16 protein-coding genes (1 of these 16 cut by a window edge) are annotated in these 14332 nt (G+C 59.9%); 6 read left to right on the top strand and 10 right to left on the bottom strand.

The features are described from left to right. Nucleotides 1-29: 29 nt before the first annotated feature. From RMV17_RS20440 to soxR, 4 genes are all read right to left on the bottom strand, one after another. Nucleotides 30-980, bottom strand: coding sequence for a LysR substrate-binding domain-containing protein (locus tag RMV17_RS20440; RefSeq protein WP_311882107.1), 951 nt, complete (start codon nucleotides 978-980; stop codon nucleotides 30-32). Between the two features lie 24 nt (nucleotides 981-1004). Next, nucleotides 1005-1880, bottom strand: coding sequence for an alpha/beta fold hydrolase (locus RMV17_RS20435; protein WP_311882105.1), 876 nt, complete (start codon nucleotides 1878-1880; stop codon nucleotides 1005-1007). Nucleotides 1881-2120: 240 nt separating this feature from the next. Further along, a complete protein-coding gene (locus RMV17_RS20430) occupies nucleotides 2121-2579 on the bottom strand; it encodes a VOC family protein (RefSeq protein WP_311882103.1) in 459 nt (152 codons plus the stop codon). A 102-nt stretch (nucleotides 2580-2681) separates the two neighbouring features. Continuing rightward, the gene (gene soxR / locus RMV17_RS20425) at nucleotides 2682-3134 is read right to left on the bottom strand and encodes a redox-sensitive transcriptional activator SoxR (RefSeq protein ID WP_034155174.1); all 453 of its coding nucleotides are present in this window, start codon (nucleotides 3132-3134) and stop codon (nucleotides 2682-2684) included. 93 nt (nucleotides 3135-3227) lie between these two features. On the opposite strand from soxR, the gene RMV17_RS20420 reads away from it, so the two are divergent. Then, on the top strand, nucleotides 3228-3581 hold the full coding sequence (locus RMV17_RS20420; RefSeq protein ID WP_311882100.1) for an antibiotic biosynthesis monooxygenase: 354 nt from the start codon (nucleotides 3228-3230) through the stop codon (nucleotides 3579-3581). Here RMV17_RS20420 and RMV17_RS20415 read toward each other — a convergent pair. The 4 genes from RMV17_RS20415 to msuE all read right to left on the bottom strand — a co-directional run bounded on the left by RMV17_RS20415 (nucleotide 3578) and on the right by msuE (nucleotide 7748). After that, nucleotides 3578-4681, bottom strand: coding sequence for a sigma-54 interaction domain-containing protein (locus RMV17_RS20415; RefSeq protein ID WP_108225896.1), 1104 nt, complete (start codon nucleotides 4679-4681; stop codon nucleotides 3578-3580). The two genes, RMV17_RS20420 and RMV17_RS20415, sit on opposite strands and share 4 nt — an antisense overlap. A gap of 36 nt (nucleotides 4682-4717) precedes the next feature. After that, entirely contained in the window at nucleotides 4718-5905 is a 1188-nt protein-coding gene (locus RMV17_RS20410) for an acyl-CoA dehydrogenase family protein (protein WP_311882095.1), read from the bottom strand. 123 nt (nucleotides 5906-6028) lie between these two features. Continuing rightward, entirely contained in the window at nucleotides 6029-7174 is a 1146-nt protein-coding gene (gene ssuD / locus RMV17_RS20405) for an FMNH2-dependent alkanesulfonate monooxygenase (RefSeq protein ID WP_007949711.1), read from the bottom strand. A gap of 10 nt (nucleotides 7175-7184) precedes the next feature. After that, the gene (gene msuE / locus RMV17_RS20400; protein WP_311882092.1) at nucleotides 7185-7748 is read right to left on the bottom strand and encodes an FMN reductase; all 564 of its coding nucleotides are present in this window, start codon (nucleotides 7746-7748) and stop codon (nucleotides 7185-7187) included. A 390-nt stretch (nucleotides 7749-8138) separates the two neighbouring features. Between msuE and RMV17_RS20395 the strand changes: the two genes are divergently transcribed. The 4 genes from RMV17_RS20395 (at nucleotide 8139) to RMV17_RS20380 (ending at nucleotide 12349) form a co-directional block, all read left to right on the top strand. Beyond that, nucleotides 8139-8396 carry a hypothetical protein gene (locus RMV17_RS20395; protein ID WP_007917547.1) on the top strand — a complete coding sequence of 86 codons (258 nt, stop codon included), beginning with the start codon at nucleotides 8139-8141 and terminating at the stop codon, nucleotides 8394-8396. 101 nt (nucleotides 8397-8497) lie between these two features. Then, nucleotides 8498-9112, top strand: coding sequence for a LysE family translocator (locus RMV17_RS20390; protein ID WP_034155169.1), 615 nt, complete (start codon nucleotides 8498-8500; stop codon nucleotides 9110-9112). A 205-nt stretch (nucleotides 9113-9317) separates the two neighbouring features. Next, on the top strand, nucleotides 9318-10484 hold the full coding sequence (locus RMV17_RS20385) for an aminotransferase class V-fold PLP-dependent enzyme (RefSeq protein ID WP_311882088.1): 1167 nt from the start codon (nucleotides 9318-9320) through the stop codon (nucleotides 10482-10484). 56 nt (nucleotides 10485-10540) lie between these two features. Next, nucleotides 10541-12349 carry an aminopeptidase P family protein gene (locus RMV17_RS20380; RefSeq protein WP_311882086.1) on the top strand — a complete coding sequence of 603 codons (1809 nt, stop codon included), beginning with the start codon at nucleotides 10541-10543 and terminating at the stop codon, nucleotides 12347-12349. 43 nt (nucleotides 12350-12392) lie between these two features. On the opposite strand, the gene RMV17_RS20375 is transcribed toward RMV17_RS20380, so the two are convergent. Both RMV17_RS20375 and RMV17_RS20370 read right to left on the bottom strand, forming a co-directional pair. Beyond that, nucleotides 12393-12989, bottom strand: a complete 597-nt coding sequence (locus RMV17_RS20375) for a 2-hydroxychromene-2-carboxylate isomerase (protein WP_311882084.1) — start codon at nucleotides 12987-12989, stop codon at nucleotides 12393-12395. 36 nt (nucleotides 12990-13025) lie between these two features. Beyond that, the gene (locus tag RMV17_RS20370) at nucleotides 13026-13754 is read right to left on the bottom strand and encodes an SDR family oxidoreductase (protein ID WP_311882082.1); all 729 of its coding nucleotides are present in this window, start codon (nucleotides 13752-13754) and stop codon (nucleotides 13026-13028) included. A gap of 91 nt (nucleotides 13755-13845) precedes the next feature. Here RMV17_RS20370 and RMV17_RS20365 point away from each other — a divergent pair, with 91 nt between their 5' ends. Further along, nucleotides 13846-14332, top strand: the 5' portion of a protein-coding gene (locus tag RMV17_RS20365; RefSeq protein ID WP_311882080.1) for a TetR/AcrR family transcriptional regulator. Its footprint extends 77 nt past the window's final position; the window shows 487 of its 564 coding nt (coding positions 1-487); its start codon is at nucleotides 13846-13848; the stop codon falls past the right edge of the window.

Below are 14332 nucleotides of genomic sequence, written 5' to 3'. Positions count from 1 at the left end.
CAGGACTTTGTGGTGCCTGGGTGTCTGGGCTACAGCGACAATCCTTTGAAATGCGCCTGCAAAAACTCCACGCACGCGCGCAACTTCCCCGAATGCGCGAGCCGCGTCGGGTACACCGCCCAGACATTGGCACTCTGGCTGCAATCCTCCAGCACCTGCACCAGGCGTCCTTGCTCCAGCAGCGGCTTCACATCCCACAACGAGCGCAACAACACCCCGCGCCCATCCAGCGCCCACTGCAAAACGATCTCGCCGTTGTTTGACGACAAGGGCCCGCTGACTCGCACGCTCTCTTGCCCGCCATCACGGTCCAGGTTCCAGATACCGAAGGCGTTGTCGCGCTCCTTGATCACCAGGCAATCGTGCTGTTGCAGTTCGTCCAGCGTCTGCGGGGTGCCGCGACGCTGCAGATAACCGGGGGCGGCACACAGTACGCGCCGATTGCTGACCAGGCGCCGACCAATGTGCTGACCGGGAATGTCGTCGCCGACGCGGATCTCCAGGTCGAAGCCTTCATTGATGATGTCCACCACCCGGTCAAACAGGTCGAGGCGAATTTCCAGTTCGGGATAACGTTCCGCCAGCAACGACACCGCTGGGGCTACGTGATTGCGACCGAAACCGAAACTGCTGCAAATGTGCAAACGCCCACGCGGGCTGTCGTGGGCGTCGGACAATTCGTCGTGCAGTTGCTGGAAATCATCGAGAATGCGCAACGCCCAACGTTGCACGCGTTCACCATCCTCGGTCAGCGAGACGCGCCGGCTGGTGCGGTGCAGCAGGCGCGTGCCGAGGGTGGTTTCGAGAATCTGGATGCGTTTGCTGACGTAGGCCGGTGACAGGCCAAGTTCATCGGCCGCGGCGGCAAAGCCGTTCTTGCGGATCACGGTGAGCAGCACGCGCAGGTCTTCGGGCAGGGGCACGGTGTCTTTCTTCTGGGACATGTCAAAACGAACACTGGCGGCAGAAGCCGCCAGCATAGCACCGAGATCCGGCGGCTCGGCTCAGCGCAAAAAGGCCAGTGCTTCGGCGAGCAACAGTTCGGGGACTTCTTCGGCAATGTAGTGGCCGGCGGGCAATGCCTGACCGCTGACGTTGGTCGCCACTTGCTGCCATTCCTTGAGCGGCTCGAAGCAGCGCCCGACCGTGCCCTCGGCGCCCCACAACACGCGCAGTGGCAGACTCAGATGATTCCCGGCGGCGATGTCGGCGCGGTCGTGCTCAAGATCGATGCCGGCGCTGGCGCGATAGTCTTCGCAGATACCGCGGGCGCTGCCCGGTTGTCGCAGGCAGCGCAGGTATTCGCCGAAGGCTTCATCGGTAAACGGCTTGAGCCCGGCGCTGCGACTGCCCATCACGCTGCGCAGATAGCTTTCGGGATCGGCTTCGAGCAAGGTTTCCGGCAGTGGCGCCGGGCGGATCAGGAAGAACCAGTGCCAGTAGGCGCGGGCAAAGGCTTCGTTGGTTTGCGCGTACATCGACAGAGTCGGTGCGATGTCCAGCAGCATCATCCGTTGCACGGCGGCGGGGTGATCGAGCGCCAGGCGATGGGCGACCCGCGCGCCACGGTCGTGAGCGAGGATCGAAAACTGCTCGAAGCCCAGCGACTGCATCAGCTCGACATTGTCGCAGGCCATTTCGCGTTTCGAATAATTAATGTGCAACTCATCCGCAGCCGGGCGGCTGCTGTCACCGTAACCGCGCAGGTCGGCGGCGACCACGCTGAAGTGTGCGGCCAGTTGTTCGGCAATCTTGTGCCAGATCACGTGGGTCTGCGGGTGCCCGTGCAACAGCAACAGGCCGGGGCCGTTGCCGCCGAGGCGGTAGGCGATGTCGACGCCGTTGACGTGGCGCTGGTCTTTGCGGAATCCGGCAAACATCGGGCTGATCCTGTTTCAGGGTTCTTGTTGGCTGCATCCTGAAATTGTCCGGCGTTCGCGGCAAGGGGCAAAGCGTGGTGGGCCGGTTCATGAAGTGTGATGGGTGCTGGCCGTTCCGGCCCCATCGCGGGCAAGCCCGCTCCCACAGGGATCTTTGGTGTGGTCGCGATCTATGTCCAACCACAAAACCCTGTGGGAGCGGGCTTGCCCGCGATGAGGCCATTGAACACACAGAAAAAATCAGCCTTGGCTAAACATCTCCATCGCCCGCTGCTTGATCTGCTCTTCAGTCAGATCCTCCTTGCGCGAGGCGAGAAACCACAGATGCCCATACGGATCCTTCAATGTTCCGCTGCGATCACCGTAAAACTGATCCTTGACCTCGGACACCGTCGTCGCGCCGGCATCCAGCGCTCGTTGAAATGATTTGTCGACATCGGTCACATACAGATGCAAACCAACTGACACGGCTTTATCAGGAATGCTCAGCGGCCCCTGATCGCACGGCGAACCGAGCATGATCGCGCTGTCGCCAATGCGCAGTTCGGCGTGGCCGATGCCGCCGTCGGGCATGGCCAGGCGCATGACTTCGGTGGCACCGAAGGCTTTTTTATAAAAATCGATGGCCTCGGCGGCTTTGTGGATGCCGAGATACGGGGTAATGCTGTGATAGCCCTCGGGAATGGGTTTGACGCTCATGACGTTCTCCCTGATTTTTGTTCTATGAATGTGGCTCCACCGGATTTGTGGAAGATTCACTATAGAACCGTCTTCGCCGTGCAAATTTTTGCCCGACGAGCGTCAGTCTTCGGGAAAGTGCGGCCCCGGTCCCTGTTCACCCAGCACATCGCCCTGATTACGCAGCGGGCAGGCCTCCATCGACAAACACCCGCAACCGATGCAGCCATTGAGCCGATCGCGCAGTAGGGTCAATTGCTCGATCCGCTGATCCAGTTCCCGGCGCCATTGCTGCGAGAGGATTTTCCAGTCTGCCGCGCTGGGTGCGCGATCGTCCGGGAGAGTTTTCAGCGCTTCGCCAATCTCTGCCAGCGGAATCCCCAGCCGCTGCGCGACTTTGATCAACGCCACCCGGCGCAGTACTTCGCGCGGATAGCGCCGCTGATTGCCGGCATTGCGTTGGCTCTTGATCAAGCCTTTGGATTCATAAAAGTGCAGGGCGGTGACGGCCACGCCACTGCGTGCGGCGACTTCACCGACTGTTAACTGCTTGTGCACATTTTCTTTGCTGATCATCTGCAGACAGCTCTTGACCTTGACTTAACTAGAGGTTTTACCCTGCAGGTCTTCGAGTCGCAAGGCTCGTCTTACGCTGAGTGGGGGCATTCCATGAACAACCGCAGTTTCACCCAATTGATCGAATTTGAAATCGAACCACGCCAACAACCTGCGCTGGTGACCGCACTATCGAGGCAAACCGAACGTCTGGCTCAGCGCTATGACGGTTTTGTCAGCGCCAGTGTGCAGGCCAGCGATGACGGCCGGCGTGTGTTGAGTTTTCTCCAATGGCAGTCCCGCGAGGCGGGTGAGGCAGCGTTTCGCAGCTTTGAGAGTGGCGAGCAGGATTTCTGGCAACTGATCCATACCCATCAGGCGAAAACCATCACCTTCAATTCGTTCCAGGTGCTGAGCAGCATCGCCCGCAGCCACGACGATGCGCTGCACTGCAACCTGATCGGCTAGATCGACAACTGGATCAAGCGCTCGCCTTGCAGATTTTCCGTGAGTCGCCGCTTGTTCACCGCCAGTTCACCGATCTTGATCAGTCGCGTACGCGTGACGTTGCGGCTCAGACCGAGCAATGCTGCGGTGTGCACCTGGTTGTAATGGCAAAAGCGATACGCTGCGCGCAGCAAGGCGTCTTCGACTTTCTCGTGCAAAGCGCCGGCCTGTTGCGCGAACAGTTTTTGAAAGGCCTGTTCCAGCAACGCCTCCGGTGAATCGTCGGCACTGCTGTGATGATCGTCCGGGCGATCGATGCGCAGATTCGACAGGCGCAAATCATCGCGTTCGATCACGCCATTGCGGCAGATCAACAACGTGTGGTGGATGACGTTTTCCAGTTCGCGGATGTTGCCCGGCCAACTGTAAGCACGCAGTTTGTGTTCGGCGCCCGGGCTGATGCTGACCCGCCCGTAACCGAGGCGCTGACTGTAGGCCTCGATGAAATGGCGCGTGAGCGGGAGGATATCGCCGGGACGCTCACGCAACGGGCTCAATTCCAGATTGACCACATTAAGGCGGTAATACAGATCCTCGCGGAAATGGCCGGCATTGATGGCCTTCTCCAGCTGCACGTTGGTCGCTGCCAGCACCCGCACATCGATGGGAATGCTTTTGCGTGAGCCAAGCCGCACCACTTCGCGCTCCTGCAAAACCCGCAGCAACTTCACCTGAATCGCCATCGGCAGATCGCCGATCTCATCGAGAAACAAGGTGCCGCCGTCCGCTTCCTCGAACCATCCGGCCTTGGCACTCAGCGCACCGGTGAACGCGCCTTTTTCATGACCGAATAATTCTGCCTCCACCAGCGATTCGGAAAACGCCCCGCAATTGACCGCGATAAACGGCCGGTGGCGACGGTTGCTGAGGTTATGAATATGCCGCGCCACCAGCTCTTTGCCGGTGCCGGTCTCACCGATGATCAGCACACTGGCTTCACTCGGCGCGACCTGTTGCAAATGCGCAAGCAGGGCCTGGGACTTCGGGTCTTCGAACACCTGCGCGGTGGCGCGGATCGAGGTGGCGAGCGCGGGGGAGGGCGGTAGGGTCAGCAGTTGCATGGGCTCGTCCTTCTTTTTAGTTCAAATGCAGGCAGGTCAGGAATAGAAAGTCGGCACCGGCAGCGACTGGTTCAGCGCCCAGTCGCCCAGCTCATGGAGTTTGTAGTCCAGCGGGTCGTGCAGGGTTTGCGTGCGCAGGTTGCGCCAGTGGCGGTCGAGGCGCAGGGACGCGTGGGTTGAGCGCGCGCCGGTCACTTCGAACAGACGACTGCAAATATCCAGACCCTGGCGGCTGGCGGCGACTTTTGCCGTGGCAATCGCGGTGGCGACATGACCGCGCTCTTCGGCGCTGAGACTCGCACCCTTGGCCCAGGCCTCATCGAGCAATGCGGCCGCGCGTTCGACCAGCAGACGAATGCCTTCCAGCGCTACCCAGAACTCGCCGTAATGCGCGAGTACGTATGGATCTTCACGCACATCGCGCGCCGAGGATTTATGCCAGAGCCGGGTTTCGCTGAGGGTGTATTGCCGCGCTTCTTCAAAGGCGCCTTCGGCAATCCCGAGAAACATGTGTGTGAAGGTCAGCTGTGCGATCAATGGCCGTAAACAAGCGAACGGCGTGCTCAACGGACCGGGATCGAGGAGTAGCTCCGACTCTTCGACGCGCACCCGTTCAAACGTCGCGCTGCCACTGTCGGTCTGACGCTGGCCGATGTTGTTCCAGTCGTTGTGCAGGGTGATGCCACTGCGGCCGCTGGGAATCGCCGCGATCAGCAACTTGCCGCCGGCGCTTTCATCGACGGCCGAGGCGATCAGCATCTGTGAGTCGCTGGCGCCGGAACAGAAGCTTTTCTTCCCGGAAAATTCGCGCCAGCCGCCGAGATCCTTGACCACGGTGCGGGTGTCGAGCGGGTTGAGCGCATTGCCCCAGAACCAGTTCTGCCGTGCGGTCTGTTCGAACCACGGCTGCCATTGTTCCGGCCGGGAGAACAGGCGCACGGTGGCGAGCATCAAGTGATGAAAGCCGAAGACGTGGGCGATCGAGCTGTCGACTTTGGCGAACTCACGGACGACTTGCAGGGTTTCGCTCCAGCTCGCGCCGAGGCCGCCGTAGCGAGTGGGAATACTCAGGGCCAGCAGGCCGCTGTCGCGCAGGGCATCACGCTCGACTTTCGGCGTGCCGCCACGTTCATCACGCTCAACGGCAGTCAGGGCAAATTCGGCCGCCAGTTGGCGGGCGGTCTGCAGCGGGGATAACAAAGTACTTTGCGGTTTGGCGGTCACACCAACACTCCTGAATTCACTCAGCCGGTGTAGGAGCTGCCGCAGGCTGCGATCTTTTGACGTTGATTTTTAAACACCAGATCAAAAGATCGCAGCCTGCGGCAGCTCCTACAGGGGATTTGTTTATGCCGAGGCTTTTGTGGGCAGCACATCATTGGCAATCATTTCGCCAAACGGCCCGGTCAGATTGGTCACGCCACGCCCGGCCAGACTCGCGTAAGGCTCAGGCAGCAACGGGAACACCAGCTCGGCAAAGCGGTAAGCCTCTTCCAGATGCGGATAACCGGAGAAGATGAAACTCTCGATGCCCAGATCCGCGTATTCCTTGATCCGCGCCGCCACTTGCTGCGGATCGCCAACCAGCGCCGTACCGGCACCGCCGCGCACCAGACCGACACCGGCCCACAGGTTCGGGGCGATTTCGAGGTTATCGCGACGGCCATCATGCAACGCCGCCATGCGCCGCTGACCTTCGGAGTCGAAACGCGAAAAGGATTTCTGTGCCGCCTCAATGGTCTCGTCGCTGATGTGTTCGATCAGTTTGTCCGCGGCTTTCCAGGCCTCTTCGGCGGTCTCGCGCACGATCACATGCAGGCGGATGCCGAACTTGACCTTGCGTCCATGTCGCGCGGCGCGTTCGCGTACGTCGGCGAGTTTTTCCGCGACAGCGGCCGGTGGTTCGCCCCAGGTCAGATAGACATCGACCTGTTCGGCGGCCAGATCATGCGCGGCATCGGAGGAACCACCAAAGTACAGCGGCGGATAGGGTTTCTGCACCGGCGGATACAGCGCTTTGGCGTTCTGCACCTTCAGGTGTTTGCCGTCGAAATCCACCGCTTCGCCTTGCAACACGCGGCGCCAGATCTTCAGGAATTCATCGGTGACTTCGTAGCGTTCGGCGTGGCTGAGGAAACTGCCGTCGCCACGGTTTTCATCCGGATCGCCGCCGGTCACCACGTTGATCAACAAGCGCCCGTTGGATAACCGATCCAGAGTTGCCGCCATGCGCGCCGACACCGTCGGCGAGATGATCCCCGGACGGATCGCCACCAGATAACGCAGACGTTCGGTCAACGGCACCAGCGCCGAAGCGATCACCCAGGAGTCTTCGCAGGAGCGTCCGGTGGGAATCAGCACGCCGTGGTAGCCGAGGCTGTCAGCCGCCTGCGCCACTTGTTTCAGATAATTGAGAGTGACCGGGCGCGCACCTTGGGTGGTGCCCAGATAGTGGCCATCACCGTGGGTCGGCAGGAACCAGAAAACATCCATGAACGGCTCCTCAGGCGATTTTCAGCAAGGGTTTGATTTGTGTGGCGAACAGCGGCGCCGCGCGTTCGGCGGCCAGGCGGATGCGCGCCTTCAACAGTTCGCTGGTGATCTGGTAATCGGCGAAGTCGGCTTCGGTGGCGTACACGCCGATCGGCAAGGTCATGGCCTGGAAAAAGCTGAACAGCGGCCGCAACTGGTGATCGAGGACCAGCGCATGGCGTTCGCTGCCGCCGGTTGCGGCCAGCAGCACCGGCGTGTCGATCAGTGCGTTGAGGTCGATCAGGTCGAACAGATGCTTGAGCAGGCCCGGGTAGGAACCGCGATACACCGGCGCGGCAACGATCAGCAGATCGGCCTGTTCAATGGCCTGCAACTCGGCTTCAACCTCAGCACCGAGTTCCTGACGCGACAGCGCGCCGCCGAGCGGACGGGCGATATCACCGAGTTCGATCAAATGGCTTTCGATGGTCAGGTGCCCGGCCAGTTCGGCGAGCAGGGCCTGGGTCAGCACCAAGGTACGGGACGGACGCCAGGTGCCGCCGGAGAGGGCGACGACTTTCAGGGGACGCGACATGATCAGTTCCTTTTTTCAACAGTTGCTCAGCGAGCAGTGAGTAAGTCACCGGGTCTGAGCAAGCGCTGTACCAATTCCTGGAAGCCCCGGTTTACAAGGCGTTGAGCGTTAGCGTGGTGTTCGCCCCTGTGAGTAGCGGGGCGCTTTGTTGAATCGGTGTTGGCTGAGCAACAGTTGCTGGAGCAACAGTGCTCACCGCATGGGTGAAGTTATAAAGGCTGTTTGTTATTCCGTAAAAGAACGTTAATCGATATTTATAGATCGTTAAGAGATATGCGTCGACGCGTGTCAATTTCCTGATAGCCACTATTGAGAGCGTTGATTTCTGCGCGAGCGTGCTCGGGCGTAGCCTTTGTTCATCGACTCCCCATTGCTCGCCAGGACGCTCCCATGAATCGTTTACTGACTGTTTCCCTGTTGCTCGCTGTCTCTGTACTCGCCGGTTGTGCCGGACATGTTTCGCCGGAGTTGCGCCCTTACACCGACGAAGAATCCCGCGAATTGGCGATGGAAGCACTGAATCGCAGCGGCTTGTCTTTCGACGAATACCACGCGAAAAAAGCGCAATTGCTCGGTCAGACGCAGTTCGACAAAAAAGCTGAAATGAGTGCCGAACGTGCCGTACAGCTGCACGGGCGTCCTAGCTGAAAGCAAACTGTACTGCTCGAAGTTTTACCCAACTGTCCGTGGGCTTGCCGGACGACGTGGGATAGGGTCAACACCTGAATGACCCTGATGGATTGCCTGCCATGAACCTCTCGCTTGACCTGCTGTTGGGCTTTGCCCTGTTTGCCCTTGTCACCTCGATTACGCCGGGGCCGAACAACACCATGTTGCTGGCATCGGGGGTGAATTTCGGCTTTAACCGCACCATCCCGCACATGCTCGGGATCACTTGCGGCTTCTTCGTTCTGGTCGTGGCCGTGGGCTTTGGCCTCGGCGCGGTGTTTCAGACTTACCCGATTCTCTACACGGTTCTGCGCTATGTTGGCGCGGCATATCTGTTGTATCTGGCGTGGAAAATCGCTCACTCGGGACCTGTCGGTGACAGTGCCGAAGGCGAGGCCAAGCCGATCAGCTACCTCGGCGCCGCCGCGTTTCAGTGGGTCAATCCCAAGGCGTGGATCATGGCCATCGGGGCCATCAGCACCTACACGCCGATGCAGGGCTATTTCACCAATGTCGTGGTGATTGCTGCAGTGTTCGCCATCATCAACCTGCCCAGCGTCGGCGTCTGGGCGGCCTGCGGTACGTTGTTGCGCAATGTGCTGAAGGATCCGCGCTGGTTACGCGTGTTCAACTGGGGCATGGCGGCGCTGTTGGTGATTTCGCTGTACCCGTTACTTCTCGAAAGCTTTAGCTGACGCATCGCTTCAACCGCAGGCCGGATGCCTGTTAAGCTCGACTTCAGGAGCGTTCCTACGCACTTTTAAATGAAGTTGTTCTTCTTTAACGGCATCCGATCAGGTATTGATGACGCTCTCGAACCGACGCGCAGCTCACAAGGCTGCGCCGTACCGTTTGCAGACACGAGCCTCCTGATCCCGGAACACGCTCTGCGAGTCTTTTATGAACACACGTCCGTTGTATTTCGATTACGCCGCCACCACCCCGGTTGACGAGCGGGTCATCCAGGTGATGATCGAGTGTCTGGGGTTTCACGGTAACTTTGGTAACCCGGCTTCCAGCTCCCATGCTTACGGCCAGCAGGCCCGGCACACGGTCGAGCAGGCCCGCCGGCAAGTCGCCGAACTGGTCGGCGCCAATGCCGAACAGATTGTCTGGACCTCCGGTGCCACCGAGTCCAATAACCTCGCCCTCAAAGGCGTGGCGCAGGCCCGAGGTGTGTCCGGCGGCCACATCATTACCAGTCAGATCGAACACAAAGCCATCCTCGATACCGCCCGCCAATTGCAGGACGCGGGAATCGCCGTGACCTATCTGGTGCCGGACGCCGATGGCCTGATCACGCCGCAAGCGGTCAGTGAAGCCATGCGCGACGACACCTTTCTGGTGTCGCTGATGCTGGTCAACAACGAGTTGGGCACCGTTAACGATGTTCAAGCGATTGGCGCCGTTGTGCGTGGTCGTGAGGCGTTGTTCCATGTTGATGCGGCCCAGGGCGCCGGCAAAGTCGCCATCGATCTGGCGCAATGGCCGGTGGATCTGATGTCGTTTTCGGCGCACAAACTTTACGGCCCCAAAGGCATCGGCGCGTTGTACGTCGGCCCACGGGCGCAGCAGCGATTGCAAGCGCAGATTCACGGCGGCGGTCACGAAGGTGGTTTGCGCTCCGGAACCTTGGCGACGCACCAGATTGCCGGCATGGGCGCCGCGTTTGCCTTGGCCGCCGATGCGTTCGATGCCGAGAAAAAGACCATCGTCGCGCTGCGCGAACGCTTGCTCGAACAACTGCTGAGTTTGCCGGGCGTACGCTTGAACGGCTGCGCCACTCAGCGCATTCCGCACACCTTGAGCCTGACTTTCAGTGAAGGCGAGTTCAACAGTGCGGCATTGAGCCATTCGATCGCCTTTTCCGCGACCTCGGCTTGCAACTCGGCGAGTAACGCGCCGTCCCACGTGCTGTTGGCGCTGGGGCATGACGCGCATCTGGCCGGTCGCACCATTCGCTTGAGCCTCGGCCGTTTCACCACTGCCGAGGATATCGACAAGGCTGTTCAACTGATCAAGACCGCCTGCGCCAGTGCTCCGGCATTCTGGGCGACAGGGCTTTAAACGAGCCGATCTCACGGCTACGAACAATAACGATGAAGTGATTAGCAGGAGACATGATGAGTACCCAGACCTCGACCGAAGGATCGGTGCCCCAGCGCCTGGCGCACACTCGCGAACTGATGCGCCGCGAAGGCATTCACGCACTGCTGGTGCCGTCCGCCGACCCGCATTTGTCGGAATATCTGCCGGGTTACTGGCAGGGCCGGCAGTGGTTGTCGGGCTTCCATGGTTCGGTCGGGACGTTGATCGTCACCGCTGATTTCGCCGGCGTCTGGGCCGACAGCCGTTATTGGGAGCAAGCGACGAAGGAGCTCAAGGGCAGTGGCATTGAACTGGTGAAACTGCAACCGGGTCAGCCGAGCCCGCTGGACTGGCTCGCCGAGCAGACACCGGAAGGTGGTGTGGTCGCGGTTGACGGTGCGGTGATGGCCGTGGCGTCGGCGCGTACCCTGAGCAGCAAGCTCGAAGCACGCGGTGCGCGCCTGCGTACCGATATCGATCTGCTGCAGGAAGTCTGGAGTGATCGCCCGAGCCTGCCGAATGCACCGATCTATCAGCATCTGCCACCGCAAGCGACCGTCAGCCGTGGCGAGAAACTCGCCAAGCTGCGCGAAACCTTGCAAGAGCGTGGGGCTGACTGGCATTTCATCGCCACCCTCGACGACATTGCCTGGCTGTTCAACCTGCGCGGTGGCGATGTGTCGTTCAACCCGGTGTTTGTTTCGTTTGCCTTGATCGGTCAGCAGCAGGCCACTTTGTTCGTAGCACTGAGCAAGGTCGACGCGGATTTGCGCGCGGTGCTGGAGACGGACGGCGTGACGTTGCGTGATTACAGCGAAGTCGCCGATGCCCTGCGTGCCGTGCCGAGTGGCGCGAGCCTGCTGGTCGACCCGGCGCGAGTGACCAGCGGTTTGCTGGATAGCCTCGACAGCGGCGTGAAACTGGTCGAAGGCTTGAACCCGACTACGTTGGCCAAGTCGCAGAAAAGTGAAGCCGATGCTCAGCACATCCGCCAAGCGATGGAGCAGGACGGTGCCGCGCTGTGCGAGTTTTTCGCCTGGCTGGAATCGGCCTGGGGCCGCGAACGCATCACCGAACTGACTATCGACGAAAAACTCACCGCTGCCCGCCAACGTCGTCCGGATTATGTATCGCTGAGTTTCAACACCATCGCCGCGTTCAACGCCAACGGCGCCATGCCGCATTACCACGCCACCGAAGAAGAGCATGCGGTGATCGAGGGTGACGGCTTGCTGCTGATTGACTCGGGTGGTCAATACCTGGGCGGCACCACGGACATCACGCGGATGGTGCCGGTCGGTACGCCGAGCGAAGAGCAGAAGCGCGATTGCACGCGCGTGTTGAAGGGCGTGATTGCCCTGTCGCGCGCGCAGTTCCCGAAAGGCATTCTGTCGCCGCTGCTGGACGCCATTGCCCGTGCGCCGATCTGGGCCGACAGCGTGGATTACGGTCACGGTACGGGGCACGGCGTTGGCTATTTCCTCAACGTTCATGAAGGTCCACAGGTGATTGCGTATCAGGCAGCGCCGGCACCGCAGACGGCCATGCAGCCGGGAATGATCACTTCGATCGAGCCGGGCACTTACCGTCCGGGTCGTTGGGGCGTGCGTATCGAAAACCTGGCGATGAACCGCGAGGCGGGCAGCAGCGAATTCGGTGAATTCCTCAAGTTTGAAACCTTGACGCTGTGCCCGATCGACACACGTTGCCTGCTGCCAGCGCTGCTGACGGAGGAAGAGAAGCAGTGGTTCAACGCCTACCACGCACAAGTGCGTGAGCGCTTGAGTCCATTGCTTGAGGGTGCTGCGCTGGAATGGTTGAACACTCGTACTGCTGCCATCTGACCGGTTGGAATTCAGGCGCTGTTTTCAGCGCCTGAATGATCGCTTAGCCTTGGCGCAAGGCTTCCCCAACAAAGTCGAGCCGATCCTGGCCGAAGAACAGCTGATTGCCGATAAACATACTGGGTGCCCCGAACACACCGCGTTTAACCGCGGTTTCGGTGTTGTCCTTGAGAACGGCTTTGACGGACTCGTCGTTAGTCAGTGCCAGCACTTCAAGCGGATCGAAACCGTGTTCGCTCAGCACGGCAGCGACGGTCGCAGGCTCGTCGAGGCTACGTCCTTCAACCCATAACGCCGTGAACAGACAATCGATAAACGCCTGGAAGCGTTCCGGTTGCCGCAACTGGATGCCAGTGACCGCACGCATCAACATCAGTGTGTTGATCGGGAAATGCGGATTGAATGTCAGCGGCACCCCGTAGCGTTTCGCGTAGCGATCCAGATCCTGAAACATATACCGACCTTTCGCCGGAATCATCGCCGGCGATGCGTTGCCGGTTGCCTTGAACACGCCACCCAGCAGCATCGGGATGTAGATCAGTTCACTGTTCGTTTCGGCGCAAATCTTCGGCAGTTGGGTGAAGGCCAGATAGGTGGCAGGGCTGCCGAGGTCGAAATAGAACTCCACGGTTTTAGTCATTTTTGCGTCTCTGTCGTTATTGTTATGGCAGGGGTCTTACCAGCGTTCGTTCCACGGGCGCAGATCCAGCTCGAACGTCCAGGCATCCCGTGGTTGACTGTGCAGATACCAGTAGTTCTCGGCGATGTGCTCGGGATTGAGAATGCCATCCTGATCTTTGGTGGCGTACTTCTCGGGGAAACTGTTGCGAATGAAATCGGTGTCGATCGCACCATCGACCACCACATGGGCGACGTGGATGTTCATCGGCCCCAGTTCCCGCGCCATGCTTTGCGCCAGCGCGCGGATACCGTGTTTGGCACCGGCGAATGCGGCGAACCCGGAGGCGCCGCGAAGTCCGGCGGTGGCACCGGTAAACAGTATAGTGCCGCGTTTGCGCGTGACCATGCGTTTGGCCACTTCACGGGCATTGAGGAAACCTGAGAAGCAGGCCATTTCCCAAATCTTGAAATACTTGCGAGCGGTTTCCTCGAGGATGCTGCACGGCACATTGGCGCCGATGTTGAACACAAAGGCTTCGATCGGACCGAGTCGGGTTTCGATGTCTTCAATCAAGACGATGACGTCTTCTTCCTTGCGCGCATCGCAGGCAAAACCATGAGCTTCGCCGCCTTCAGCCTTGATCGCGTCCACCAGCGGTTGCAGTTTGTCGGCGCTGCGCCGGGTGACGCAGGCGATGAATCCTTCTCTGGCAAAACGCTTGGCAATCGCTCCGCCCGTGGCATCGCCGGCGCCGACAACCAATACGACCTTCTTGTTATTCATGGGTGAGTCCCTTTATTAAACGATCGTTAAGTGAACGAACGTTATGCTAGGATCCAGGCAACGTCAAGGCAGTCGATTCGAGGGCAAACACATGCGTTACTCCGCCAGTCACAAGCTGGAAACACGGGAAAAGCTACTGCAGAGCAGCGCGCTGTCAGCAAAGCGCTCCGGGTTTTCCACGGTGGGCGTCGATGGTTTGATGAAGGCTATCGGATTGAGTGGTGCGGCGTTCTACAGCCACTTCTCGTCGAAAGATGCGTTGTTCACCGCCATCGTCGAGCGAGAGTTGGGGCAAAGCCTTGAGCGACTGGGAGGCGAGGGCACGCAGGATCGTGAGCGACTGGAGCGCTGTCTCAAACACTATCTGAGCATGGCTCACGTAGAACAGCCTGAGGCCGGTTGCGCGTTGCCGGCGCTGGGCGCAGAAATCGCCCGATCAGATGTTCAGGTGCGCGAGCAGGCCGAACTGTGGATTTGCAGGCTTCAGGAGCGTTGGGCACAGATACTTGAGAGCGAGACCCTGGCGTGGTCGGTTTTGTCGCAATGCGTCGGAGCATTAGTCGTGGCGCGTATGCTGG

The organism is Pseudomonas sp. VD-NE ins (assembly GCF_031882575.1).
In the GTDB taxonomy this organism is placed as follows: Bacteria; Pseudomonadota; Gammaproteobacteria; order Pseudomonadales; family Pseudomonadaceae; genus Aquipseudomonas; species Aquipseudomonas fluorescens_BZ.
The sequence above is the reverse complement of the archived record's forward strand: the minus strand, read 5'-3'. Positions and strand labels throughout refer to the sequence as shown.

What these genes read in the sequence shown, in the direction of transcription:
- RMV17_RS20440 (WP_311882107.1), bottom strand. Translation starts at nt 980, where the DNA reads ATGCTGGCGGCTTCTGCCGCCAGTGTTCGTTTTGACATGTCCCAGAAG.
- RMV17_RS20435 (WP_311882105.1), bottom strand. Translation starts at nt 1,880, where the DNA reads ATGTTTGCCGGATTCCGCAAAGACCAGCGCCACGTCAACGGCGTCGAC.
- RMV17_RS20430 (WP_311882103.1), bottom strand. Translation starts at nt 2,579, where the DNA reads ATGAGCGTCAAACCCATTCCCGAGGGCTATCACAGCATTACCCCGTAT.
- soxR (WP_034155174.1), bottom strand. Translation starts at nt 3,134, where the DNA reads ATGATCAGCAAAGAAAATGTGCACAAGCAGTTAACAGTCGGTGAAGTC.
- RMV17_RS20420 (WP_311882100.1), top strand. Translation starts at nt 3,228, where the DNA reads ATGAACAACCGCAGTTTCACCCAATTGATCGAATTTGAAATCGAACCA.
- RMV17_RS20415 (WP_108225896.1), bottom strand. Translation starts at nt 4,681, where the DNA reads ATGCAACTGCTGACCCTACCGCCCTCCCCCGCGCTCGCCACCTCGATC.
- ssuD (WP_007949711.1), bottom strand. Translation starts at nt 7,174, where the DNA reads ATGGATGTTTTCTGGTTCCTGCCGACCCACGGTGATGGCCACTATCTG.
- msuE (WP_311882092.1), bottom strand. Translation starts at nt 7,748, where the DNA reads ATGTCGCGTCCCCTGAAAGTCGTCGCCCTCTCCGGCGGCACCTGGCGT.
- RMV17_RS20395 (WP_007917547.1), top strand. Translation starts at nt 8,139, where the DNA reads ATGAATCGTTTACTGACTGTTTCCCTGTTGCTCGCTGTCTCTGTACTC.
- RMV17_RS20390 (WP_034155169.1), top strand. Translation starts at nt 8,498, where the DNA reads ATGAACCTCTCGCTTGACCTGCTGTTGGGCTTTGCCCTGTTTGCCCTT.
- RMV17_RS20385 (WP_311882088.1), top strand. Translation starts at nt 9,318, where the DNA reads ATGAACACACGTCCGTTGTATTTCGATTACGCCGCCACCACCCCGGTT.
- RMV17_RS20380 (WP_311882086.1), top strand. Translation starts at nt 10,541, where the DNA reads ATGAGTACCCAGACCTCGACCGAAGGATCGGTGCCCCAGCGCCTGGCG.
- RMV17_RS20375 (WP_311882084.1), bottom strand. Translation starts at nt 12,989, where the DNA reads ATGACTAAAACCGTGGAGTTCTATTTCGACCTCGGCAGCCCTGCCACC.
- RMV17_RS20370 (WP_311882082.1), bottom strand. Translation starts at nt 13,754, where the DNA reads ATGAATAACAAGAAGGTCGTATTGGTTGTCGGCGCCGGCGATGCCACG.